This window comes from Streptomyces sp. NPDC056479, assembly GCF_042795335.1.
In the GTDB taxonomy this organism is placed as follows: Bacteria; Actinomycetota; Actinomycetes; order Streptomycetales; family Streptomycetaceae; genus Streptomyces.
In genome coordinates this window covers 330,950-354,800 of record NZ_JBHTRZ010000003.1, presented here as the reverse complement: position 1 = coordinate 354,800, position 23,851 = coordinate 330,950, and the positions used below count along the sequence as shown (strand labels likewise).

Sequence of the window (23,851 nt, the reverse complement as noted above, 5' to 3'; positions counted from 1 at the left end):
GACGGGAACTTCGCGCCCCCCGCGCGTCGTTGTGATCCCGTCACATCAATTCCCGTATTGCCTCACATCATCACGGCAGGGAGCCGTACGGTGGTGTGGGCGCGCAGATCTTGCGGAGCCTTGGGGAGAGAGGGCCTGGGCCATGGACCGTGGCACCGAGAGCGACGGCGCGGTGACGGAACACGCCGTGTCCGGACGCATCCCGCTGGCCGTGGTCGTCGTGGACCGCGAGGGCCTCGTCTCCCACTGGAGCTCCGGCGCACGACGCCTGTTCGGCGCCGCCAAGGAGGAGGCGATCGGACGCCCGGCGGTCGATCTGCTGCCCGTCTCCGGCGCGCTGCCCGAGGACGACGACGTCTCGCTGTACGGGGCCTACTCGGCGTACGACGGGCTCGGCCACGATCTCGAAACCTCCCTCGACGGACGGCTCTACTACCCCGCCGCGGGCCGGGCCCGCCTCACGGTGCCCGAGCGAGACCGGGTGGACGTGCTGTGGTGGGCCTACCCGCTGGTGGGACCCGGCCCGGAGCGGATGCTCGTGCTCGGCGCCGACGTGGGCCGGCTCCAGGAGGAGGACCGCGACGACGACCCCGGTTACGAGCGCGTCGCACCCGGCTTCGCCCTGCACACCGACTTCCCCGGCGCCGAGGAACTGGCCCGCAGACTCCCCGAGATCCTGCCCAGCATGAGCGTGGAGGAGGGTGCCCGCATCGTCGGGCAGATCCTCGAACTGGGCTATCCCGTCCTGGAGTTCAGCCAGAACGACCGGGTGCCCGTCACCCCCGACTGGGGCGTGCCACGGCGAGTGGAGCGCAGGGCCCGGCGCGAGCGGGCCGCCCGCGCCGCCGCCCAGGGCTTACCCCTGGCGCAGGAGCACACCGACGAGGTCGAGGACCTCGAGTACGCCGCCGTACGCGAGCGCCTGGAGTTCCTCAACGAGGTCAGCGGCCGCATCGGCACCTCCCTCGACCTGGCGCGGACCGTCATCGAGGTCAGCAGAGCGGTCGTGCCCCGCTTCACCGACGTGGCCGGCACCTATCTGCGCGAACAGGTCGTCGCCGGTGAGGGGTTCGCCGAGGGCGTGCCGGACACGACCACCATGTGGCACCGGGTCGCCATCGAGCACACCGACGAACCCGGCCGCTGGGACGACGTCGTACCGGTCGGCGAGGCCATGCCCTTTCCGGCGCACACACCCTTCTTCCAGTGCATGACCACCGGCGAGCCGGTGCTCGTGCCGCGCATCAGCGAGCAGATGGGCCATGCCATCGCCTCGCAGTTCGAGAAGCGCGACATCCGGCCGCTGATCACCCACCGCTCCATGCTGGTCGTACCGCTCAAGGCCCGCAATGTCGTGCTCGGCTTCATGATCCTGCTGCGTCACCCGGAGCGGGTCGAGTTCAACGACATGGACCGCGTCACCGGGGCCGAACTCGCCGCCCGCGCAGGCCTCGTGCTCGACAACGCGCGCATGTACACCTACCAGGAGAGCGTCGCAGAAACCCTCCAGGACAGCATGCTGCCGCACATCCCGCCGCGCATGGCGGGCTGCGACATCGCGACCCGCTATCTGCCGGGTACCTTGCTGGGCCGCGTCGGCGGTGACTGGTTCGACTCCGTCAAACTGCCCGGCGCCCGTACCGCCCTCGTCGTCGGCGACGTCATGGGGCACGGCCTCAACTCGGCCGCCATGATGGGCCAGTTGCGTACGGCCGTACAGACCATGGCCGCCCTCGACCTGCCGCCCGCGCAGCTTCTGCGCAACCTCGACGACCTCGCCCAGCGCCTCGGCGACACCTACCTCGCGACCTGCCTGTACGCCGTCTACGACCCCATCGCCGGCGAACTGCAGATCGCCAACGCCGGTCACATCCCGCCCGTACTGGTCCGCGCCGACGACGGGCGCAGCGAGCTGCTCGACCTGCCCACGGGCGCGCCGATCGGCGTCGGCGGGGTGCCCTTCGAGGCGGTCCGCGTGCGCGTGGAGCCCGGCGACCGGATCGTGATGTGCACCGACGGCCTGGTCGAAGTGCGGGGCGAAGACATCGGTGTCGGGCTCGCGACCCTCTGCGAGTCCGCCGCCCACCCGGCCGCGTCCATGGACGACGCCTGCGACATGATCATCCGCGCCCTCAACACCCGCGGCGGCCGCAAGGACGACGTCGCCCTGCTGATGGCCCGCTTGAACGGCATCGAGCCGCAGGACGTCGCCGCATGGCGGATCGCCCTCGACCCGGCGGAGGCCGGCCGTGCCCGCGCCGTCGTCCGCGAGCAGCTGCACGCATGGGGCCTGGCCCGCCTCGGGGACACCGCCGAACTCCTGGTCAGCGAGCTCGTCACCAACGCGGTACGGCACTCCCACAGCCGCCCGGTCGAACTGCGCCTCGTCCGCGGCGACACACTGCTGTGCGAGGTGGACGACGACGCCCACGATCTGCCCAACCTGCTCCACGCCGGCCCCCTCGACGAGACCGGGCGCGGGCTGCGCGTGGTGAGCACGCTCGCGCGGGAATGGGGCGCCAGCCGGACGAACGCCGGCAAGACCGTCTGGTTCGAACTCACGCTCCCGCGCCGCTGACCACGCGCGCCCCAACAGGCGTACGACGGCGCGCGGTTGTCGAATGCGGAGTGAAGGTATGCGCCGCGCGCTTGTGGCTGAAACCAGGCCGCGATAGACCGTACTCGCCCGTCACTTCACGATGGGCCGCCGTCGCTACCTGGGGAGTCGGTCATGAGTGTGACGCATCGGTACCGGGAGGCCTGGGAGGGTTTCTGGCGTGAAGCCCCCGCAGAACAGGGGGCGGTGTTCTGGGACGCGGAGCCGGCCCTGACCGCCGGACGCCATCTGGCCCTCTTCGAGCCGCACCTGACCGATCCGGGCCTGCCGATGGTGGATCTGGGCTGCGGCAACGGCACCCAGACCCGTTTCCTCGCCGACCGCTTCCCGCGCGTGGTCGGCGCCGACCTGTCCGTCGAGGCCGTCGAGCACGCCCGCCGCGCCGACCCCGCGGGCCAGGCGACGTACCGGGTGTTCGACGCGGTGGAGAAGACCGACGCGGAGACGCTGCACGCCGAGCTCGCTGACGCCAACATCTATATGCGGGGTGTGCTGCACCAGGCCGAGCCGGACGACCGGCAGCTGATGGTGAACGGGATCGCCACGCTGGTCGGCGAGCGCGGCCGGGCCTTCCTGGTGGAACTCTCGGAGGCGGCGAAGCCCGTCCTCGTCGGCCTCGCGCAGAGCCCTTCGGGACCGCCGCCCAAGCTGGCGCCCATCTTCCGGCACGGCATCGCCCCCGGTGAGGTCGCCGACGCCGCCGTGCCCGAGTTCTTGCGCGCGGCCGGTCTCACGGTCCTCGCGAGCGGCGAACTGCCCCTGATCACCACGGAGTACGGGCCCGACGGCACACGCATCGAGCTGCCGTCGAAGTGGCTGGTGGCGGGCCGGACGGCCTGACGGCGAAGGCCCTCCGGGTGGTCGTTGCCCACCCGGAGGGCCGACTCCGCACATCCGCCGATCAGTTGGCGTCACGGGCCTTGCGGTAGGCCACCCAGCCCGCGGCGAGCAGCGCGGCGACGGAGAGCACGCTCATGCCGGTCGAGGCGGGAGCGCCGCCGGATCCGCCCCCGGTGGGAGGCCGTACCGGTGCCCCCGTTGCCGCCGCCCGTCGTGCCCTGTTCTTCGTCGACTCCGCCGAGCAGCGGCCGATGGGCGTCAAGGACTCGCACGACCTGGCCTGGCAGGACTGGCTGAGCACGGGCGGCTGCGACCGGGGGATCGACGACCCCTTTCCTCGGCGGCTGCCTCTTCTCGGGCCGCACGGCGGGGCGGGCCGCACGGCGGGGCGGACGGAGGGCGCGGCCACGGCGACCTGAAACCGGCGCCTCACGGTTCGGTGGGCACACACAGGACCGGGGTCCGCGACAGATGCAGCAGCTTGTGGGGTGTGGCGCCCAGCAGGGCCCCGCGCAAGGGGCTCTCACCCCAGCTGCCGACCACGATGACCCTGGCGGCATGGCGCGTCGCCGCGTCGATCAGCGCCTCCGCCGGTTTCTGGTCGATGACCTCCACGGCGGTCGGCACGCCGGCCTCGTCCGCCACCGTGACGGCGTGCGACAGGGCGGTGCGGCCGACCTCCTGGACGGCGTCGCGGTGCGCGGCGGCCTCCTCGCCGAGGGCGCCGGGCGCCGCCGCGCCGTAGACCAGCACGAGCGGCTCGCCGAACGCGGCCGACACCTCGATGGCGACGTGCAGCGCGCGGACCGCGCCCGGGGACTCGTCGTAGCCGAGAACGACCGACATCTTCAGTGCTCCTTGTCGCCGTGCACGAGATCGGGGTCGGCCACCTCCGGGCGTTCCGACCAGAAGGCCGGGGCCATCAGACGCCACACGATCATGAGGACCACGCCCGCGAGGGTGATGCCGATGCCGATGACCAGCGGCGGGCCGAGCCCGAACCACGAGACGCCGCTGTAGGAGTTGGCCGGATCGGCCATGTCACTGATCGACTCGACCAGCAGCCAGACCAGCAGCCCGGCGCCGACCACCGGGCCGAGGCCGATGAGCAGGAAGTTGTGCACGCTCTCGGTGAGATGACGCCGGTAGTAGACCGCGCAGGCGATGCCGGTGAGCGCGTAGTAGAACGCGATCAGCAGGGACAGCGCGGTCAGCGAGTCGAACAGGGCGTTCTCGCTGATCTGGCGGACGACGAGGTACCAGGCGATGGCGATGCCCGCGACCCACCAGGTGCTCACGTCGGGTGTGCGGAACCGGGGGCTGATGTGCCCGAAGTGGCCCGGCAGCGCGTGCCGCCGCGCCATGGACAGGGCCGTGCGCGAGGCCGGGATGATCGTCGTCTGCGTCGAGGCCAGACCCGAGGTCGAGACCGCAAGCAGTACGACCCAGTCCCAGCCGCCCATCGCCTCGTCGGCGAGCAGGGCGAAGATGAACTCCTCCTCCGCGGCGTTCTCGGACAGGAAGGCCGGACCGGCGTAGGCCACGACCGCGTAGGCGACCGACACATAGGTCACCAGCAGGATGACCGTCGACCACACGGCCGCCTCGCCGGGCGCGGTGGCGGAGTTCTCGACCTCCTCGGTGAGGTTGACCGCGGACTCCCAGCCCCAGTAGATGAACACGCCCAGCAGCAGACCCGCGGTCAGATCGGCGCCTCCCGCGCCGAAGGGATTCAGCCAGCTGAACGCCGGATCCACGGAGTCGAGCGTGCCGGTGTCGGCGTAGACCCGGTAGAGCGCCACCACGGCGAAGGCGAGCAGACAGGCGACCTGAGCGAGGATCAGGACGTTCTGCACGCGCGCCGACACCTCGGTGCCGATGACGCACACGGCCGTCATCACCAGGATGAGCACCACCGTGAGCGTCTGGCGGACGACCTCGTTGTCGGCCCAGCTGTCGAGACCGACGGCGAGCAGCGCGAACGTCACCGCGACGTCCGCCAGCGATCCGACCACCAGGACCCCGGTCATCGTGATGGCCCAGCCGCCGAGCCAGCCGGCCCACGGGCCCATCGCCCGGGTGACCCAGGAGAAGGTCGTCCCGCAGTCCTGGTCGACCTTGTTGAGGTAATAGAAGGCCGACGCGATCAGCAGCATCGGGACGAACGACGCGAGCATGACGCCCGGGGCGTAGACACCCACGAGAGCCACGACCGGGCCGATGGCCGCGGCGAGTGAGTAGGCGGGCGAGGTGGCGTTGAGGCCGATGACGAGTGCGTCGAGAAACCCGATCGCGTTGGCTTTCAGCCCCTCGGGCGGGTGGGTGTCCATGGTGCCGTCGGCCATGCTGCCTCACTTCGGTCGCGCGTGACCTCATGAAACAGGGAACCGTAGGGCCCACCCCGCCTTTCGTGCGCGGTCGCGGAAGCTATCACCCATGTGCCCACCATGACCTGTGTCAGCCGTCGGTCGGCAGTGCCGGCGTGGTCTGTGCCGCCGCCAGGGCCGCCAGTTCGTCCGCGTCGCGCGGACCGGGTGCCGTCTCGTCCAGCAGCCCCTGCGCGCGGAGCAACCGGGCCGCCGCGACGCCCCAGGGCAGCCGCAGTCCGGCCTGCCGCAGGAGGTCGGTGCGGGCCAGCATCGCCGGCGCGGGGCCGGTGCGGACGCCGGACGGGGTCAGCAGTGCCGCGTCGTCGGCCCAGCGCAGGGCGAGGTCGACGTCGTGGGTGGCCATGACCACCGTGGTGCCGCTCGCGCGCAGCCCGTCGAGTGTGGCGAGCAGCCGCTCCTGGCCGTCGGGGTCGAGCCCGGCGGTCGGCTCGTCGAGGATCAGCACGCGCGGCCGCATCGCGACCGCCCCGGCGATGGCGGTGCGCTTGCGCTGCCCGTACGACAGCAGGTGCGTGGGCCGGTCGGCCAGCGCGGTGATGTCGAGGGCGGCCAGCGACTCGTCCACCCGCGCCCGCACCTCGGGGTCGGACAGGCCCAGGTTCAGCGGACCGAAGGAGACGTCCTGGGCGACGGACGCGGCGAAGAGCTGGTCGTCGGGGTCCTGCACCACCAGCTGCACGGTCGTCCGCAGCCGGGTCAGCCCCTTGCGGTCGTACCGGACCGCCGTACCCTCCACCGTCAACCTGCCGTCGCGCGGCTCGAGTCCGCCGCTGAGCAGCCGCATCAGGGTGGTCTTTCCGCTGCCGTTACGGCCCAGCAGCGCCAGCGCGCGCCCCTCGCACACGTCGAAGTCGAGGCCGCTGAGCACGACGGGACCGTCCTCGTAGGCGTAGGACGCGCCCCGCAGGGCGACCAGGGCGGTGGGCTCGCTCATGGCAGGGCCTTCTCCAGTACGAGGGTGAGGGCGGCCAGCGCTGCGAGCAGGGCGCAACTCGCGGCCGTGAAGCGGACGGAGACCCGGGCCTCGGGCACCAGGACCCGCAGTGTGCCGTCGTAGCCGCGCCCGGCGAGCCCGGCCTGGAGCCGGGTGGCCCGGTCGAAGGCCCGCACGAACGCGGTGGCACCGAGCCCGGATAGCGAGCGCCACTCCGCGGCCCGGCTGGTGTGGCCGAGCCGGGCGGCCTGTGCGTCCCGGATACGCCGCACCGAGTCCAGAAGCAGGAAGCTCATGCGGTACGTGACCAGGGCGACATCGACGACCGGCGCGGGCACCCCGGCCTTCACCAGACGGGGCAGCAGATCGGACATCGGCGTGGTGAAGGCGAACAGCAGCACGCCGAGAGAGGCGGCCGAGGTGCGCAGCAGCAGCTCCCCGGCACGCAGCCCCCCGTCGTCGGCGAGGGACACGAAGCCCTCCGGGCCGCCCACTTGGACCAGCAGCGTCACCGCGCCGGTCACACAGAAACCGAGCGGTACGCGATAGGCGCGCCACAGCCGCCGCGCGGGCACGCCCGCCGGACCCATCAGCGCGGCGAGCGCGGTGACCAGGACCAGCGCGGCGCCCGGCCAGGGCGGCAGCGAGATCGCGAGCACGGTGAGGCCGAGCCCGAGCACGGCCTTGTCCACGGGATGACGGCGGCGCCAGCGACTGCTGTGCGCCGCCGCGTCGATCGGCAGCACCCGTCAGACCTTGTCGGCCTTCGGTTCCTCGCCGGCGGGCTCTCGCACCAGCGCCCGCTGTTCGCCCTGCCGCCGGCCCCGGTGCAGGCCGAAGTAGTAGGCGAGAACACCGGCGCCGAGGGCCGCCTGGAGGCTGAACAGGGCCGACTCGATCTCACCCGACGGCGGCTCGTACAGCGGCGAGAACCAGGGCTCGTAATCCGGCTTGATCTCGGTGATCGCCGTCTCCGCCTCGCCGTCGGCGCCGGTGAACGGCTCCTCCTTGTGGTCGCCCAGGCCGAGCGCGAGCGGCAGCACGGCGAGCGCGGCCACGACGAGCAGCAGCAGGACATTGATCTTCGTGTTCTTGCTCATCGGGCCACCGCCTCCGTCTCGGTCCGCGACTGCTTCTTGGCGAGGAACACGCCCAGCCGGGTCAGTTCGCCCTTGCTGGACTGCACCAGCAGCCGCATCACGAGCACCGTGAGCAGGCCCTCGCTCACCGCGAGCGGGATCTGGGTGACGGCGAAGATGGAGCCGAACTTGCCGAGCGCGCCCAGGAATCCGCTGCTCGGGTCGGGGAAGGCGAGCGCCAGCTGGACGCTGGTCACACAGTAGGTGGACAGATCGGCGACGAACGCCCCGAAGAACACGGCGACCATCAACGGCACGTCATAGCGCCGCAGCAGCTTGTAGATCGCGTACCCGGCCCAGGGCCCGACGATCGCCATCGAGAAGACGTTGGCGCCGAGCGTGGTCAGGCCGCCGTGCGCGAGCAGCAGCGCCTGGAAGAGCAGGGTGATGGTGCCCAGGACCGCCATGATCGGCGGCCGGAACAGGATGGCGCCCAGTCCGGTGCCGGTGGGATGCGAGCAGCTGCCGGTCACCGAGGGCAGCTTCAGCGCGGACAGGACGAAGGTGAAGGCTCCGGAGGCGCCGAGGAGCAGTGTGCTCTCGGGATGCTCCCTGACCTCACGGGTGAGTGACCGTACTCCGTGGACGACGAACGGCGCGGACGCGACGCCCCAGGCGACCGCGTGCGCCGGCGGGAGGAAACCCTCGGCTATGTGCATGGCTCAGCAGACCCTCTCCAGCACCTCGTGGATGGTTGACGCGCCTTGGCCGGTCTCCTGGCTGACGGGTACCACACGCCCGTGCTCCGCCTTCCCGGGTTCCGAAGAACCCAGTGGCTGCCCGTGAGGGCCGGAGCCGGACTTCCCGATTCACAGTGGCGAGGGCCGCACCGGCATCACACCGGATTTCCCGTTCACCAAGGCGTGGTGACAGTAGTGCCCGGACACGGTGGCTGACAAGCAGGCCTCGGGGGCGCGAAAGCGGCGTTCGTCCGCTTCGTGGCGGGTTCACGCGCGGGCGCGTAACGTGACGGAGCATGAAGATCCTCATCAGCGCCGACATGGAGGGCGCCACCGGCGTGACCTGGCCGGGCGACGTGCTCCCCGGGACGCCGCAGTGGGAGCGCTGCCGGGGGATGTTCACCTCGGACGTCAACGCCGCGGTGCTGGGGTTCTTCGACGGCGGCGCCGACGACGTCGTCATCAACGAGGCGCACTGGTCCATGCGCAATCTGCTGCTCGAACGGCTCGACGAGCGGGCCGAGATGCTCACCGGCCGGCACAAGTCGCTGTCCATGGTCGAGGGCGTCCAGCACGGCGACGTGGACGGCATCGCCTTCGTCGGCTACCACGCGGGCGCCGGCATGGAAGGTGTCCTCGCCCACACCTACCTCGCGAACTCCGTCACAGGGGTGTGGCTGAACGACGTACGCGCCAGCGAGGGGCTGCTCAACGCACACGTCGTCGCCGAGTACGGCGTGCCCGTCGTGCTCGTCACCGGCGACGACGTGGCCTGCGAGGACGCGCTCGGGTACGCGCCCGGGGCGCTGAAGGTCGCCGTCAAGGACCACGTCTCGCGGTACGCCGCCGTGTGCCGTACGCCCGCCAGGACCGCCGCCGACATCCGCGCGGCGGCGAAGGAGGCGGCCGCGCTGGCGGTCCGTCAGCAGCCGGTGACCGGCGGCCCGTTCACGGTCGCCGTCGAGTTCGACGCCGAGCACCTCGCGATGGCCGCCACCGTCGTCCCGGGCGTCGAACGTATCGGCGAGCGAAAGGTGGCGTACACCAGCGAGCGCATGTACGAGGGAATCCGTACCTTCAAGGCGGTCACCACGATCGTCTCGGCCGCGGTGGAGGAGCAGTATGGCTGACGGGCAGGCACTGGAGGAGGTCGTGACGTTCACGTCCGACCTCATCCGCATCGACACCACCAATCGCGGGGGCGGGGACTGCCAGGAGCGTCCCGCTGCCGAGTACGCCGCCGCGCGGCTGGCCGAGGCGGGCCTGGAGCCCACTCTGCTGGAGCGCGTCAAGGGCCGTACAAACGTCGTCGCGCGCATCGAGGGCAGCGACCCCTCGGCGGACGCGTTGCTCGTCCACGGTCATCTGGACGTGGTGCCCGCGCAGGCCGACGAGTGGAGCGTGCACCCGTTCTCCGGGGAGATCCGCGACGGGGTGGTGTGGGGGCGGGGCGCGGTCGACATGAAGAACATGGACGCGATGATCCTCGCCGTCGTCCGGGCCTGGGCGCGGGAGGGCGTACGGCCCCGCCGGGACGTCGTGATCGCGTTCACCGCGGACGAGGAGGCGAGCGCCGCGGACGGCTCCGGCTTCCTCGCGGACCGGCACGCCGGACTGTTCGAGGGCTGCACCGAGGGGATCGGCGAGTCGGGCGCGTTCACCGTCCATGACGGCAGCGGCCGGCAGATCTACCCGCTCGCGGCCGGCGAGCGTGGCACCGGCTGGCTCAAGCTCACGGCACGCGGCAGGGCCGCGCACGGCTCCCGGCCGAACCGGGAGAACGCGGTGACCCGCCTCGCCGCCGCCGTCACCCGCATCGGCGCCCACGAGTGGCCGATCCGACTGACCCCGACGGTGCGCGCCGCCCTCACCGAACTGGCCGCGCTGTACGGTCTCGACGCCGACATGGACGACGTGGACGGGCTGCTGGCCAAGCTCGGCAATGCGGCCAAGCTCGTGGAGGCGACCGTCCGCAACAGCGCCAACCCGACGATGCTGGAAGCCGGTTACAAGGTCAATGTGATCCCGGGGGAGGCCGTGGCCTATGTCGACGGCCGGTATCTCCCGGGCTTCGAGGACGAGTTCCGGGCGACCATCGACGAACTCACCGGCCCGGACGTGGACTGGGAGTTCCACCATCACGAGGTGGCCCTCCAGTCGCCGATCGCCTCGCCGACCTACGCCCGGATGCGCGCCGCCGTCCAGGAGTTCGCGCCCGAGGGGCACATGGTGCCGTACTGCATGCCCGGCGGCACGGACGCCAAGCAGTTCTCGCGGCTCGGCATCACCGGCTACGGCTTCTCGCCGCTGCGGCTGCCGGAGGGCTACGACTACGGGGCCATGTTCCACGGCGTCGACGAAAGGGTGCCGGTCGAGGCACTGCACTTCGGTGTGCGGGTACTCGACCGCTTTCTGCGCACGGCCTAGACGAAGCAGGGGAGACAGTGCGGACGCTGGCGTACGGTTCCTGGCCCTCGCCCATCGACGCCGCCGTCGCCGCGGCGCACGAGGGGCGGCCCGAGTACGTGGGCCTCGTCGGTGACGAGGCGTGGTGGATCGAGCCACGGCCCACGGAGGGCGGGCGGCGCACGTTGGTGCGGCGGAGCGCCGACGGCACCGAGGAGTCGGTGCTGCCCGAGCCGTGGAACGTGCGCAGCCGGGTCGTCGAGTACGGCGGACAGCCGTGGGCGGGCGAGGTGGTCGACGGCCGGCCGCTCGTCGTCTTCGTCGACTTCGCCGATCAGCGGCTGTACCGGTACGAGGAGGGCGACGAGCCGCGTCCGCTGACCCCGGTGTCCGGCCTCGGCGGTGGACTGCGCTGGGTGGAACCGCAGTTGCGGCTCGACCTGGGTGAAGTGTGGTGCGTGCTGGAGGAGTTCACGGGGGAGGGGCCGACGGATGTGCGGCGCGTCCTGGCCGCGGTCCCGCTGGACGGCTCGGCGGCCGAGGACCGGGACGCCGTACGCGAACTCACCGACGGGCGGCACCGGTTCGTGACCGGAGCGCGGATCTCGCCCGACGCGGGGCGCGCGGCGTGGCTCGCCTGGGATCACCCGCGGATGCCGTGGGACGGCACAGAACTGCTGGTCGCGGACATCGGAGCCGACGGCACGCTCGGCGGCCCGCGGATCGTCGCGGGTGGGCCCGAGGAGTCGATCGCCCAGGTCGACTGGTCGGCCGACGGCAGGCTGCTGTACTCCAGCGACCGCAGCGGCTGGTGGAACCTCTACCGCGACGCGGAGCCGCTGTGCCCGCGCGAGGAGGAGTTCGGCGGTCCGCTGTGGAAGCTGGGACTGCGCTGGTTCGCCCCGCTGGCGAGCGGGCTCGTCGCCGTGGTGCACGGCCGTGGCTCGACGGCCCTCGGGGTTCTCGACCCCGAGACCGGCGAGATCGTCGACGCGGCGGGCCCCTGGAGCGAGTTCGCGCCCACGCTCGCGGTGCACGGCGATCGGGTGATCGCCGTCGGCGCCAGCCCGCGCAGCGCGTACGAGGTGGTCGAGCTGGACACCTGCACCGGCCGGTCCCGGGTGATCGGGGCCGCGCACGACGACGCCGTGGACCCCTCCCACTACCCCGAGCCGCAGATCCGCACCTTCACCGGCCCCGCCGGGAACGACATCCACGCGCACATCTACCCGCCCCACAACCCCGGCTGCGTCGCCCCCGCCGACACGCCGCCGCCCTACGTCGTCTGGGCGCACGGCGGCCCCACCGACCGGGCGCCCCTGGTGCTCGACCTGGCCATCGCCTACTTCACCTCGCGCGGCATCGGCGTCGCCGAGGTCGACTACGGCGGCTCCAGCGGGTACGGGCGGGAGTACCGCAACCGGCTGCGCGAGCAGTGGGGCGTGGTGGACGTCGAGGACTGCGCGACCGTCGCGCTCGCCCTCGCCGACGAGGGCACCGCCGACCGCGACCGGCTCGCCGTCCGGGGCGGCAGCGCGGGCGGCTGGACCACCGCCGCGTCGCTCACCATGACCGACGTCTACGCCTGCGGCACGATCCTCTACCCGATCCTCGACCTGGCCGGCTGGGGCACGGGCGAGACCCATGACCTCGAGTCGCAGTACCTGGAGTCGCTGGTCGGCCCGCTCGACGAGGTGCCGGCGCGGTACGCGGAGCGCTCGCCCGTCGCGCACGCCGACCGTCTCACCGTGCCGTTCCTGCTGTTGCAGGGCCTGGACGACGTGATCTGCCCGCCCGCCCAGTGCGAGCGGTTTCTGGCCCGGATGGTGGGACGCCGGGTGCCGCACGCCTACCTCGCCTTCGAGGGGGAGGGACACGGGTTCAAGCGGGCGGAGACGATGATCCGTGTCCTGGAATCCGAACTCTCCCTGTATGCCCAGGTGTTCGGACTGAACCCGCCCGGGATCCCGAAACTGGAGCTCGCCAAGTGACCGGGCCGGTACGGCCCTTGCTACGGCCCTCCCGGCTCGCCCCCGGCGCCCGTGTGGCCGTCGTCGCGCCCAGTGGACCTGTGCCCGAGGAGCGGCTGCAGGCAGGGCTCGATGTGCTGCGCGGCTGGGACCTCGACCCCGTGGTGGCGCCCCATGTGCTGGACCGGCACGGCGAGTTCGGCTATCTCGCGGGGACGGACGCCGACCGCGCCGCCGATCTGCAGGGCGCCTGGTGCGATCCGTCCGTGGACGCCGTGCTGTGTGCCCGGGGCGGATACGGCGTGCAGCGGATGATCGACCTGCTGGACTGGGACGCGATGGGCGCGGCCGGGCCGAAGGTGTTCGTCGGCTTCAGCGACATCACGGTGCTGCACGAGGCCTTCGCCACCCGGCTGGGCCTGGCCACGCTGTACGGGCCGATGGCGGCGGGCGTCGACTTCGTCAAGAACACGCGGGCGCAGGAGCATCTGAAGGCCACGCTGTTCGAGCCGGAGTCGGTGCGCACCCTCACCTCCGCCGGATCCGCGCTGGTCCCGGGCCGGGCGCGCGGTGTCACGCTCGGCGGCTGCCTCTGCCTGCTCGCCGCCGAGGCGGGCACCCCGCACGCCCGGACCTCCGCGAACGGCGGCCTGCTGTGCCTGGAGGACGTGGGCGAGGAGACATACCGGCTCGACCGCTACCTCACTCAGCTCCTGCGTGCCGGTCTGTTCGACGGCGTGCGCGGCGTGCTGCTCGGCTCGTGGCAGGAGTGCGAGCCGTACGAGCGGGTGCGTGCGCTGCTTCTGGACCGTCTGGGTGGCCTCGGTGTGCCCGTTGTGGAGGAGTTCGGGTTCGGGCACTGTGAGGGTGCGCTGACGATTCCGTTCGGGGCGAGTGCCGAACTCGACGCCGAGGCGGGGACGTTGACCCTCGACGAGCCCGCGCTGTGCTGAGCGCCGTTCACTGAATCTCCGTCAAGAAACCTCCGTCATGGCGATTGACCTCGCCTGACACGTGTCACACCATGACAACCGGCCAGTACTTACTGGTCGGTAAGCAGGGCATTCCCCAGCGCGCCTCAGTGTGGAGGTCTCCGTGTCCCGTCGTGTGCCCAGATTTCGAGCCCCGCTCGCTCTCGTCCTCGGCGCCACCCTCACCGCACCCCTCGCACTCACCGCACCGGACGCCGCAGCGGCGACCGGCCAGTACACCGTCACCGCCCTGAAGTTCACCGTCCAGGCGGGCGGTCGCACCTGCACCGTCGACGCCGATCTGTACCGGCCCGCGGGCGTGGACCGCGCCCACCCCGCGCCCGCCGTCGTCGCCACCAACGGCTTCGGCGGCAGCAAGTCCGACGGCTCCACCGATGTCGTCGGCAAGGCCTTCGCCGAGCGCGGATATGTCTCCCTCGTCTACTCCGGGCTCGGCTTCGGCAGGTCCGGCTGTCTGATCTCGCTCGACGACCCCACCCTCGACGGCGTCGCCGCCTCCCGGCTGATCGACTTCCTGGGCGGCGGACGCGCCGCCGACGACGGCACCAGGGCCGACTTCGTCACCCTCGACGCCCCCGGCGATCCACGCGTCGGCATGGTGGGCGGCTCCTACGGCGGGGCCGTCCAGCTGGCCACGGCCGCCGTCGACCGGCGCCTGGACGCACTGGTGCCGATGATCACCTGGAACGACCTGGCGTACTCCCTCGACCCGAACAACGCCGCAGGCAGCGGCAGCGTCCCCGGCGCCTTCAAATGGCAGTGGGCCAACGGCTTTTACCTCATCGGCGAGGGCCAGCCCCTGCTGGAGCCGAACCTGGACCCGTCCCGCATCAACTCCATGGCCTGTCTGCACTTCGTCACCCAGGCCTGCGACACGATCCGCACCCTCAACTCCGGCCGCTACCCGGCGGAGCGGACGGCCGAGCTGCTCGCCTACGCCCGCAGCGTCTCGCCGGTGTCGTACCTGCACCGCGTCAAGTCGCCCACCCTCCTGGTCCAGGGCCAGGCCGACAGCCTCTTCAACCTCAACGAGGCCACGGCGACGTACAAGACGCTCAAGGCCCAGGGGACCACGACAAAGCTGATCTGGCAGTCCTGGGGCCACAGCGGCGGAATCAGCGATCCCGCCTCCGGTGAACTCAACCTCGGCCAGGGCAACCTGGAGACCAGCTACGTCGGCCGGCGCATCCTCGCCTGGTTCGACCGCTATCTGCGCAAGAACCACGTCGACACCGGACCGGCCTTCGCCTACTACCGCGACTGGATCACCGACCCGAACCACACCTACGCCACCGCCGACCGCGTCCCCGCGCTCAGCGAGACCCTCTACCTCTCCGGCGACGGCAAGCTCGTCGACAACCGGGGCAAGGTGAAGCGCGGCAGCCGTACGTACACCAACTGGCTCGTCCCCACCAGCCACTCGGAGAGCTCGCTCGCCGGAGTCATCGGCCTCCCGGACCCGGCGCCGTACGACACTCCGGGCACCCATCTCGCCTGGACCAGCGAGCCGCTCGCGCGCACCACCGAAGTCGTCGGCGCGCCCCGGGCCACGCTGCGGGTCCTCTCCCCCAAGGCCGAGCGGACCCAGCACTCCGGGGACGCCGCCGACAAGCTCGTCCTGTTCGCCAAGCTCTACGACGTCGCGCCGGACGGCACGCGGACACTGGTGCACCGGCTGGTCGCACCGGTGCGGGTCCGGGACGTGACCAGGAGGTTCACCGTGACCCTGCCCGGGATCGTGCACCGGTACGAGAAGGGGCACCGGCTGCGCTTCGTGATCGCGGCGAGTGACGACGCGTACTTCGGGAACCGGGGGATCAAGCCGGTGACCGTGGTCAGCACACCGCAGGACACGGGGGTGATCGAGCTTCCGGTGCTCGACTGAGCGCACCGAGGTCCGCTCACCGTGCGTGATCGCGTCTTCGGGAGCATCCTTGGTGGTATGAGCGCGAAGACGTCGGAGAGCGGCACGAGGGCCGGCGGGAGGCGGGGTGGCCTGGCCGGGGCGATGACCCCTGCCAGGATCACCGTGCTGGTGCTCGCCGTCCTCGCGCTGATCTTCATCTTCGAGAACACCGGCGAGACCGAGATCCGGTTGCTGATCCCCTTGGTGACGATGCCGCTGTGGCTGGCGCTGCTCGCCGTGGGCCTCATCGGCGGGCTGTTCGGGGCGTTCTTCATGCGACGGCGCCGCTAGCGGGTCGTACGCTGGCCGAATGCCGCACCCCGTGTCCCGCTACCTCGCCGAAGGCCCCCGCGTGGGTATACGTCACTTCAGCTACGAGGACGCCGCCGAGTTCACCACGCGTGCCCGGGAGAGCAAGGGGCTGCACCAGCCGTGGCTCTTCCCGCCGGACAGCGCCGCCGCCTACGCCGCCTACGCCGGGCGGCTGATCGAGGATCCGACCAAGGCGGGGTTCCTGGTCTGCGCGAAGGACGACCACGGGGGGATCGGCGGGTTCATCAACATCAACAACATCGTCCAGGGCGCCTTCCAGAGCGGCGCCCTCGGCTACGGCGCCTTCGCCCACGCGGCCGGCCGGGGCCTGATGCGCCAGGCCCTCGACCTGGTGGTGGGGTACGCCTTCGGGCCGATGCGGCTGCACCGCCTGGAGATCAACGTCCAGCCCGCCAACACGGCCTCCATCGCCCTCGCCCGCACCTGCGGCTTCCGCCTGGAGGGCTTCTCGCCGGACCTGCTCTTCATCGACGGGGCGTGGCGCGACCATGAGCGGTGGGCGATCACCGCCGAGATGCGGCCTTGAAGTTGATCTTCATGGTGTCGAGGTCGGTGACCGTCGACCTCAGATCGCGGAAGCCGTGGCCCAGCTCCCGGAGCGCGGTCTCCGCCCGGTCCTCGGCGATGGCGCCGGCCATCTCCTCGCCGTCCGCCGCGTCGGAGACCACGACGTAGCGCATCGAGAAGTGCTTGAGCGGGGACGGCTCGTAGGACAGTGACCCGTCCTCGGTGAACCGCATGCTGCTCAGACCGTGCTCGGCGGCCTCGGCGAGCAGCCGCGTCCGGGCCTCGTCGGTGAGGCCGTCCCAGGTTCCCCGGACGATCACCCGGTAGGTGTGCCGCTCACTCATGCTCCCGCTCCCGTGCGTTGGCGTCGAGCGTCGAGCGTACGTCGAGGAGGACGAATCGCATGCGGAATATCCTCCGGCACCCGGGGAAGGGCCTCATGCCCGACGAACTCGTCGCGCTCCTACGGCCGTTGTCCCGCTCGGGCGCGACCGTCAGGCCTGACGGTCCGCGTACTCGTAGATCGACCCGTCCGGGTGCATCGCGATCAGGTTGCGCCCCACCGGCGTCGGCACCGGACCCGCGATGATCCGGGCACCCAGCTCGCTGAGCACCTGGTGCGTCTCCTCTACGTCCTTGACGGCGATCGTCGCCGCGACCTTGCGCAGCACCTCCAGCTCGGCCTCCGGGCCGCTCATCAGCAGGAAGCACCCGATCGCCGCCACCTGCACACCGCCGCGTTCGAAACGGAGGGCGGTGCCGCCGGCGAGGCGTTCGTAGAAGGGGACCGCGGCCTCCAGGTCGTCGACGCACACGCGCAGCGTGGCTCCCAGAATGTCCATGCGGAAACCCTAGTTGGCAGTGCCCGGGTGGGGAGATCGTTTCACGCGATCCCCTCACTCCCTGTTATGCGTACGCCTGTACGGGTACTCGGCGACCATGGACCGCTTGGATCATCTTGAGCATCTGGACAAGCACCTGGTCGACGAACTGGCGCAGGTGGCGCGCGAGACCATACGGGACGAACTGCGCGAGCAGACGCGCAGGCAGCGCCGCCGGGCCACGCTCTACGCCGCGTCCGGCGCCGTCGCCCTGTACGCGGGCGCGGCCCTCGCGCTCGCCCTGGGACTCGGCCTCGCCGCCGGGCTGCCCGACTGGGCCGCCGCCCTGATCACCGCGGCGATCCTCGGCGTGCTGGCCTACGTACTGCGCGGCATGGCCCGCCCGTCGGCGTCCCGGCCCACGGGCGTGACCACCGACGCCGCGCACGGTGGCACCCCCCTCGGCGGCACGGCCCCCTCCACCCCGCCGAGCGGGCTGGGCATGCCGTACCCGCCGATGCCGCCCGCACCGCCGACGGGCGCGCCGGACCCGACCGAGGCGCGGAAGCCGCATCCCGACGACATCGACCCCGAGCAGCCGCACCACCGGGCGTGAACAGGCTCTAGGCGACCCGGTACTCCTCGACCTCCTCCCCCCGCAGCGTCAGCCCGTGCCCCAGGCCCTGAACCGGGGCGACCGTGCCGCCCGTGGGGTCCAGGGCGCCGTCGAAGAACATGTCCTCGACCCGGACGTGGTCGTGGAACCACTCGATGTGGCGGAGGTTGGGGAGCGCGGCGGCCGCGGCCGCGTGCGCGTGCGGGGCGCCGTGGGCCGAGACCTCAAGGCCGTGGGCCTGGGCGAGGGCGGCGGCGCGGAGGAACTCCGTGAGGCCGCCGCAGCGGGTGGCGTCGATCTGCAGACAGTCGACGGCGCCCGCCGCGATCATGCGGGCGAAGTACGGCAGGGCGTAGCCGTACTCGCCCGCCGTCACGTCGCACGGCAGGGCGTCGCGGATCAGCCGCAGACCGGTGAGGTCGTCCGAGGACACCGGCTCCTCGAACCAGCCGACACCGTGCCCGGCGAGTGCGTGACCGACACGGATCGCCTGTTTGCGGGTGTAGGCGCCGTCGGCGTCCACATACAACTCGGCCTCGGAGCCGATCACCTGGCGTGCGGCCCGGACCCGGGCCACATCGCGCAGCACCGCCCCGCCCCGGTCCTGCCCGATCTTGATCTTCACGCGCGGGATGTGCTGACCGTGCACCCAGCCGTTCAACTGCGCGGCCAGGTGCTTGTCGTGGTACGTCGTGAAGCCGCCGCTGCCGTAGACCGGAACGCGTTCGCGGCAGGTGCCCAGCAGCCGGGCCAGGGGCAGTTCCAGCAGGCGGGCCTTGAGATCCCACAGGGCGATGTCCAGCGCCGAGACCGCGCACCCGGCGACACCCGGCCGGCCGGCGTTGCGGACCGCGCGGCACATCGCCTCGTGCATGGCCGGGACGTCCAGGGCGTTACGGCCCTCGACCAGCGGGGCGAGGTGGTAGCGCAGGAAGTCGCCGACCGCCGCCGGGCCGTACGTCCAGCCGGTGCCGGTCGCCTCGCCCGCCGCGACCTCGGCGATCACCACGGTCGTGGAGCTCCAGGTCAGGGTGCCGTCCGCCTCGGGGCCATCGGTGGGCACCGTATAGACGGAGACGACGGGGAGATGGAGCTTCATGGCGTCCGCCCGCCCTTCGTCACCGCCGAGGCCCGCCGATCACCGGCGACGCGAAGGAAGCAGCCGTACTGGGGCATGGGGGACACCTCCGAAAGGGCCGCGTCGGCGGCGGTGGCGGGTCGTTGCACCGGGTACCCGGAGGTCCGGACGGAAACCGGTGGCGGGCGTGGACCACGTTTGGGTGCCCTGGCCAGGGGGACGCGGAAGGCTCCCGAGGTACGCGACAGCGTCGGAGGCCCAACGTGAGTCGACCCCGCATCGTGATCGTCGGCGCCGGATTCGCCGGATTCCGGGCAGCGCGCGCCCTGTCCCGGCTCACCCGGCACAAGGCCGACATCACCCTGCTGAACCCGACCGACTACTTCCTGTATCTGCCCCTGCTGCCCCAGGTCGCCGCCGGCATCCTGGAACCGCGCAGGGTCACCATCTCGCTCTCCGGCACTCTGCCGCATGTACGGCTCGTGCTGGGCGAGGCCGGCGCCATCGACCTCGACGGGCAGACCGTGCACTACACCGGCCCCGAGGGCGACGCCGGCACCCTGCCCTTCGACCGGTTGATCCTCGCCGCGGGCAGCGTCAACAAGCTGCTGCCCATCCCCGGCGTGGCCGAGCACGCACATGGCTTCCGGAGCCTGCCCGAGGCGCTGTACGCGCGGGACCACGCGACCCGGCAGATGGAGCTGGCCGCCGTGGACGGCGACCCCGAGAGCCGCGCGGCGCGCTGCACGTTCGTCGTGGTCGGCGCCGGATACACCGGGACCGAGGTCGCCGCGCAGGGCAAGCTCTTCACCGACGCCCAGGTGCGCAAGCACCCCCTGCGGGCGGGCCTGCGGCCACGCTGGCTGCTGCTCGACATCGCCGATCGCGTCCTGCCCGAGCTGGACGAGAGGCTGTCGCGGACGGCCGACCGAGTGCTGCGGCAACGGGGCGTCGAGGTGCGGATGGGGACCTCCGTGAAGGAGGCCACGCACCGGGGGGTGCTGCTGACCGACGGCGAGTTCGTCGAGACCCGCACGCTGGTGTGGTGCGTCGGCGTACGGCCCGATCCGCTCGCCGAGTCCCTGGAACTGCCCCTGGAGCGGGGCCGTCTGCTCGTCGACCCGTACCTCCAGGTGCCGGGCCGGCCGGTGCTGTACGCCGCCGGGGACGCGGCCGCCGTGCCCGACCTGGAGAAGCCCGGCGAGTACACCCCGATGACCGCCCAGCACGCCTGGCGGCAGGGCAAGGCCGTGGCGCAGAACGTCGCCGCCTCCCTGGGCATGGGGGAGCGGCGGGCCTACCGCCACCGCGACATGGGCTTCGTGGTCGACCTGGGCGGCGTCAAGGCGGCCGCCAACCCGCTCGGCGTCCACCTGTCCGGTGTGGCGGCGGGCGCGGTCACCCGCGGCTACCACCTCGCCGCGATGCCCGGCAACCGCGTCCGCGTCGCCGCCGACTGGTTCCTGGACGCCGTACTGCCGCGGCAGGCCGTGCAGCTGGGCCTCGTACGGTCGTGGTCGGTGCCGCTCGACACGACCTCGCCCGAGCTCGTGCGGATGCCGGGCGGGCCGGAGGCGGACCAGATGGGTGACGAGCCCGCCGAGGACCAGCCCGCCGAGGACCAGCCCGCCGAGAGCCGGCCCGACCCCGTCCAGGACCCCGACGCCGCCAAGCACCACGAGCCCCCGGGGCCCGTGATGCGCCCCGGCCGCCCGGCGCCCTCCGGACCGCCCTCCGACGCCCCGGCGGTGCACAAGCCGCGCCCGGGAACTGCGGCACACCCCGAGACCGGCTCGCACAAGCCCTCGCAAGGAGAGACATGAACACAGCCGAACTCACCGAGCTCGCCCAGCAGTTGCGGGTGGACAGTGTGCGGGCCTCCGCTGCCGCCGGGTCGGGGCATCCGACATCGTCGATGTCCGCCGCCGATCTCATGGCCGTACTCCTCGCCAACCACCTTCGCTACGACTTCGAGCGCCCCGCCCACCCGGGCAACGACCGTTTCGTCCTGTCCAAGGGACACGCCACGCCGCTGCTGTACTCCGCCTACAAGGCCGTCGGTGCCATCGAGGACGGCGAGCTGCTCACCTTCCGCAAACTCGGCAGCCGGCTCGAAGGGCATCCCACCCCGCGCCGGGTGCCGTGGGTGGAGACCGCGTCCGGCTCGCTCGGGCAGGGGCTGCCCATCGGGGTCGGGATCGCGCTCGCCGGGCAGCGGCTGGACCGGACCGGGTACCGGGTGTGGGTGCTGTGCGGGGACAGCGAGCTCGCCGAGGGCTCCGTGTGGGAGGCCGCCGAGCACGCGGCGTACGAGCACCTGGACAACCTCACCGCCATCGTGGACGTGAACCGGCTGGGCCAGCGTGGCCCGACCCGGCACGGGCACGATCTCGACGCCTACGCCCGCCGCTTCCAGGCGTTCGGCTGGCACACCGTCGAGGTCGACGGGCATGACGTCGACGCCGTCGACCGGGCGTACGGAGAGGCCCGGTCCACCACCGGGCAGCCCACCGTCATCCTCGCCCGCACCCTCAAGGGCAAGGGCGTCGAGAGCGTGCAGGACCGGGAGGGACTGCACGGCAAGCCGCTGCCCGACGCCGACGAGGCGATCGCGGAGCTCGGCGGACCGCGCGAGCAGCGCATCCAGGTCCACGAGCCGCACGCGACCCGCATGCTGCACGCCGTACCGTCCGGGCACCTCCAACTGCCCCGCTGGGACAAGGGAGAAGAGGTCGCCACCCGGGACGCCTACGGCAAGGCGCTCGCCGCGCTGGGTGGCGGTCGCGGCGACGTCGTCGCCCTCGACGGCGAGGTCAGCGACTCCACGCGCGCGGAGTTCTTCGCCAAGGAACACCCCGAGCGGTTCTTCGAGTGCTACATCGCCGAGCAGCAGATGGTCGCCGCCGCGGTGGGGCTCGCCACGCGCGGCTGGCTGCCGTACGCCTCCACCTTCGCCGCCTTCCTGACCCGTGCCTACGACTTCGTGCGCATGGCGTCGGTCAGCGGTGCGGGCATCAACCTCGTCGGCTCGCACGCCGGCGTCGCCATCGGACAGGACGGGCCGAGCCAGATGGGCCTGGAGGACCTGGCGATGATGCGCGCCGTGTACGGCTCGACCGTGCTGTACCCGTGCGACGCCAATCAGACCGCGCACCTCGTCGCCCGCATGGCAGGCCTCGACGGCGTCCGCTATCTGCGGACCTCGCGCGGCGCCGGCCCGGTGATCTACGGCCCCGACGAGGAGTTCCCGATCGGCGGCAGCAAGGTGCTGCGCTCCAGTGACCGCGACCGGCTGACCGTCGTCGCGGCCGGTGTCACCGTGCACGAGGCGCTCGCCGCCGCCGACGTCCTGGACCGCGAGGGCATCCGGATCAGGGTCGTCGACCTGTACTCCGTCAAGCCCGTCGACCGGGACACCCTGCGCCGGGCCGCCGAGGAGACCGGCTGCCTGCTCACCGTCGAGGACCACCACGAGGAGGGCGGCATCGGCGACGCCGTGCTCGACGCGTTCACCGACGGGCGTCCGGTGCCGCGACTGGTACGGCTCGCCGTGCGCATGATGCCGGGCTCGGCCTCCCCGGACGAGCAGCTGCACGCCGCCGGCATCGACGCCATGGGCATCGCCGCCGCGGGCAACCTGCTGGTGGAGGAGGCGGTCGTACGGTGACCGACGGCGGCGCCACGAAACAGGTGCGGGCAGGCCGCCGTACCGTCGAGGTCAAGCGGGCCGACAAGGTGCTCTTTCCCGGCGATGGGGGTGCGAAGGAGTACACCAAGGGCGACCTCCTCGACTACCACCGGTCAGTCGCCCCGTTCATGCTGCCGCATCTGCGGGGCCGCCCGCTGATGCTGGAGCGGCACCCCGACGGACTCGACGGGCCCCTGTTCATGCAGAAGAACACCCCTGAGCACTACCCGGACTGGATCACCCGCGTCGAGGTGCCCAAAGAGAACGGCACCGTCTGCCACACGGTCTGCGACGACACCGCGACCCTCGTCTACCTCACCGACCAGGCCAGCCTCACCCTGCACCGCTGGCTCTCCCGCACCAGCGGCATCGACCGTCCCGACCGGCTGGTCTTCGACCTCGACCCGGCCGAGGACGATTTCGCGCAGGTCCGTGAGGCGGCGCGCCTGCTCGGCGAACTCCTCGACGCACTGAGGCTTCCGTCGGCCCTGATGACCACCGGCTCGCGCGGCCTGCATGTCGTCGTACCGCTGAAGGGGCAGGACGACTTCGACCAGGTGCGCGGGTTCGCGCGGGACGTCGCCGACACGCTCGCCGACGCCCACCCGGACCGGCTCACCACCGCCACCCGCAAGAAGGAGCGCGGCGGCCGGCTCTACCTCGATGTGCAGCGCAACGCCTACGCCCAGACCGCGGTCGTGCCCTACAGCGTGCGCGCCCGGCCCGGAGCCCCCGTCGCCACGCCTCTCACCTGGGACGAGCTGGATGATCCGGACCTCGACGCCGCCCGCTGGACGATCGCCGACGCCGTGGAACAGGCGCGTACCGACCCCTGGGCCGGGCTGATGGGCCGCAGCCGCTCCCTGGGACCGGCCCGGCGCAGGCTCGAAGCGCTGCGCGGCTGAGGAACTCGGCCCACCCGGCCCGAAGAAGC

The 23,851-nt window shown here is 72.0% G+C and carries 23 protein-coding genes and 1 riboswitch; of the genes, 14 read left to right on the top strand and 9 right to left on the bottom strand.

Annotated features, from left to right (window positions below; translation table 11 throughout):
• Nucleotides 1–142 precede the first annotated feature (142 nt).
• The 3 genes from ACFQ6S_RS13125 to ACFQ6S_RS13115 all read left to right on the top strand — a co-directional run bounded on the left by ACFQ6S_RS13125 (nucleotide 143) and on the right by ACFQ6S_RS13115 (nucleotide 3,876).
• A complete protein-coding gene (locus tag ACFQ6S_RS13125) occupies nucleotides 143–2,578 on the top strand; it encodes a SpoIIE family protein phosphatase (RefSeq protein WP_383407362.1) in 2,436 nt (811 codons plus the stop codon).
• Nucleotides 2,579–2,731: 153 nt separating this feature from the next.
• Nucleotides 2,732–3,457, top strand: a complete 726-nt coding sequence (locus tag ACFQ6S_RS13120; protein ID WP_383407359.1) for a class I SAM-dependent methyltransferase — start codon at nucleotides 2,732–2,734, stop codon at nucleotides 3,455–3,457.
• A gap of 134 nt (nucleotides 3,458–3,591) precedes the next feature.
• Nucleotides 3,592–3,876, top strand: a complete 285-nt coding sequence (locus tag ACFQ6S_RS13115) for a hypothetical protein (RefSeq protein ID WP_383409312.1) — start codon at nucleotides 3,592–3,594, stop codon at nucleotides 3,874–3,876.
• Nucleotides 3,877–3,886: 10 nt separating this feature from the next.
• Here the strand turns inward: ACFQ6S_RS13115 and ACFQ6S_RS13110 are convergent, their stop codons facing one another.
• The 6 genes from ACFQ6S_RS13110 to ACFQ6S_RS13085 all read right to left on the bottom strand — a co-directional run bounded on the left by ACFQ6S_RS13110 (nucleotide 3,887) and on the right by ACFQ6S_RS13085 (nucleotide 8,579).
• Nucleotides 3,887–4,303 carry a universal stress protein gene (locus ACFQ6S_RS13110; RefSeq protein ID WP_383407356.1) on the bottom strand — a complete coding sequence of 139 codons (417 nt, stop codon included), beginning with the start codon at nucleotides 4,301–4,303 and terminating at the stop codon, nucleotides 3,887–3,889.
• A gap of 2 nt (nucleotides 4,304–4,305) precedes the next feature.
• The gene (locus ACFQ6S_RS13105) at nucleotides 4,306–5,802 is read right to left on the bottom strand and encodes an APC family permease (protein WP_383407353.1); all 1,497 of its coding nucleotides are present in this window, start codon (nucleotides 5,800–5,802) and stop codon (nucleotides 4,306–4,308) included.
• 112 nt (nucleotides 5,803–5,914) lie between these two features.
• Nucleotides 5,915–6,781 (bottom strand): energy-coupling factor ABC transporter ATP-binding protein, encoded by an 867-nt coding sequence (locus ACFQ6S_RS13100; RefSeq protein ID WP_383407350.1) that lies wholly within the window; start codon nucleotides 6,779–6,781, stop codon nucleotides 5,915–5,917.
• Nucleotides 6,778–7,527 (bottom strand): cobalt ECF transporter T component CbiQ, encoded by a 750-nt coding sequence (cbiQ, locus tag ACFQ6S_RS13095; RefSeq protein WP_383407347.1) that lies wholly within the window; start codon nucleotides 7,525–7,527, stop codon nucleotides 6,778–6,780. The genes ACFQ6S_RS13100 and cbiQ overlap by 4 nt, the downstream gene beginning before the upstream one ends.
• Nucleotides 7,528–7,530: 3 nt before the next feature.
• Nucleotides 7,531–7,881: an energy-coupling factor ABC transporter substrate-binding protein gene (locus ACFQ6S_RS13090; protein WP_383407344.1), complete on the bottom strand. Its 351-nt coding sequence runs from the start codon at nucleotides 7,879–7,881 to the stop codon at nucleotides 7,531–7,533.
• Nucleotides 7,878–8,579, bottom strand: coding sequence for an energy-coupling factor ABC transporter permease (locus tag ACFQ6S_RS13085; RefSeq protein ID WP_383407341.1), 702 nt, complete (start codon nucleotides 8,577–8,579; stop codon nucleotides 7,878–7,880). Before ACFQ6S_RS13085 ends, ACFQ6S_RS13090 begins: the two co-directional genes overlap by 4 nt.
• Before the next feature lie 29 nt (nucleotides 8,580–8,608).
• A riboswitch (cobalamin riboswitch) is annotated at nucleotides 8,609–8,796 on the bottom strand.
• 100 nt (nucleotides 8,797–8,896) lie between these two features.
• Here ACFQ6S_RS13085 and ACFQ6S_RS13080 point away from each other — a divergent pair.
• The 7 genes from ACFQ6S_RS13080 to ACFQ6S_RS13050 all read left to right on the top strand — a co-directional run bounded on the left by ACFQ6S_RS13080 (nucleotide 8,897) and on the right by ACFQ6S_RS13050 (nucleotide 16,733).
• Nucleotides 8,897–9,730: a M55 family metallopeptidase gene (locus ACFQ6S_RS13080; RefSeq protein WP_383407338.1), complete on the top strand. Its 834-nt coding sequence runs from the start codon at nucleotides 8,897–8,899 to the stop codon at nucleotides 9,728–9,730.
• Nucleotides 9,723–11,027, top strand: coding sequence for a M20/M25/M40 family metallo-hydrolase (locus ACFQ6S_RS13075; RefSeq protein ID WP_383407335.1), 1,305 nt, complete (start codon nucleotides 9,723–9,725; stop codon nucleotides 11,025–11,027). Before ACFQ6S_RS13080 ends, ACFQ6S_RS13075 begins: the two co-directional genes overlap by 8 nt.
• 17 nt (nucleotides 11,028–11,044) lie before the next feature.
• Entirely contained in the window at nucleotides 11,045–12,997 is a 1,953-nt protein-coding gene (locus ACFQ6S_RS13070; protein ID WP_383407332.1) for a prolyl oligopeptidase family serine peptidase, read from the top strand.
• A complete protein-coding gene (locus ACFQ6S_RS13065) occupies nucleotides 12,994–13,929 on the top strand; it encodes an LD-carboxypeptidase (RefSeq protein WP_383407329.1) in 936 nt (311 codons plus the stop codon). Before ACFQ6S_RS13070 ends, ACFQ6S_RS13065 begins: the two co-directional genes overlap by 4 nt.
• Before the next feature lie 142 nt (nucleotides 13,930–14,071).
• Nucleotides 14,072–15,853 (top strand): CocE/NonD family hydrolase, encoded by a 1,782-nt coding sequence (locus ACFQ6S_RS13060; RefSeq protein WP_383407327.1) that lies wholly within the window; start codon nucleotides 14,072–14,074, stop codon nucleotides 15,851–15,853.
• A gap of 57 nt (nucleotides 15,854–15,910) precedes the next feature.
• Complete coding sequence (locus ACFQ6S_RS13055) at nucleotides 15,911–16,165, top strand: DUF1049 domain-containing protein (protein ID WP_383407323.1); 255 nt, start codon at nucleotides 15,911–15,913, stop codon at nucleotides 16,163–16,165.
• Between the two features lie 19 nt (nucleotides 16,166–16,184).
• Entirely contained in the window at nucleotides 16,185–16,733 is a 549-nt protein-coding gene (locus ACFQ6S_RS13050; RefSeq protein ID WP_383407321.1) for a GNAT family N-acetyltransferase, read from the top strand.
• Here ACFQ6S_RS13050 and ACFQ6S_RS13045 read toward each other — a convergent pair.
• Together ACFQ6S_RS13045 and ACFQ6S_RS13040 are read right to left on the bottom strand one after the other, a co-directional pair.
• Complete coding sequence (locus tag ACFQ6S_RS13045; RefSeq protein WP_383407318.1) at nucleotides 16,711–17,058, bottom strand: DUF6204 family protein; 348 nt, start codon at nucleotides 17,056–17,058, stop codon at nucleotides 16,711–16,713. The genes ACFQ6S_RS13050 and ACFQ6S_RS13045 overlap by 23 nt on opposite strands.
• 150 nt (nucleotides 17,059–17,208) lie before the next feature.
• On the bottom strand, nucleotides 17,209–17,556 hold the full coding sequence (locus ACFQ6S_RS13040; protein WP_383407315.1) for a VOC family protein: 348 nt from the start codon (nucleotides 17,554–17,556) through the stop codon (nucleotides 17,209–17,211).
• A gap of 97 nt (nucleotides 17,557–17,653) precedes the next feature.
• On the opposite strand from ACFQ6S_RS13040, the gene ACFQ6S_RS13035 reads away from it, so the two are divergent.
• A complete protein-coding gene (locus tag ACFQ6S_RS13035; protein ID WP_383407312.1) occupies nucleotides 17,654–18,151 on the top strand; it encodes a phage holin family protein in 498 nt (165 codons plus the stop codon).
• Between the two features lie 7 nt (nucleotides 18,152–18,158).
• Here the strand turns inward: ACFQ6S_RS13035 and ACFQ6S_RS13030 are convergent, their stop codons facing one another.
• The gene (locus tag ACFQ6S_RS13030) at nucleotides 18,159–19,250 is read right to left on the bottom strand and encodes an enolase C-terminal domain-like protein (protein WP_383407309.1); all 1,092 of its coding nucleotides are present in this window, start codon (nucleotides 19,248–19,250) and stop codon (nucleotides 18,159–18,161) included.
• 242 nt (nucleotides 19,251–19,492) lie between these two features.
• On the opposite strand from ACFQ6S_RS13030, the gene ACFQ6S_RS13025 reads away from it, so the two are divergent.
• The 3 genes from ACFQ6S_RS13025 to ligD are packed head-to-tail and all read left to right on the top strand — an operon-like array spanning nucleotide 19,493 to nucleotide 23,822.
• Nucleotides 19,493–21,052 carry an FAD-dependent oxidoreductase gene (locus ACFQ6S_RS13025; protein WP_383407306.1) on the top strand — a complete coding sequence of 520 codons (1,560 nt, stop codon included), beginning with the start codon at nucleotides 19,493–19,495 and terminating at the stop codon, nucleotides 21,050–21,052.
• Nucleotides 21,049–22,896 carry a transketolase gene (locus ACFQ6S_RS13020; protein ID WP_383407303.1) on the top strand — a complete coding sequence of 616 codons (1,848 nt, stop codon included), beginning with the start codon at nucleotides 21,049–21,051 and terminating at the stop codon, nucleotides 22,894–22,896. The genes ACFQ6S_RS13025 and ACFQ6S_RS13020 overlap by 4 nt, the downstream gene beginning before the upstream one ends.
• Nucleotides 22,893–23,822, top strand: coding sequence for a non-homologous end-joining DNA ligase (gene ligD, locus ACFQ6S_RS13015; RefSeq protein WP_383407300.1), 930 nt, complete (start codon nucleotides 22,893–22,895; stop codon nucleotides 23,820–23,822). Before ACFQ6S_RS13020 ends, ligD begins: the two co-directional genes overlap by 4 nt.
• Nucleotides 23,823–23,851: the final 29 nt, after the last annotated feature.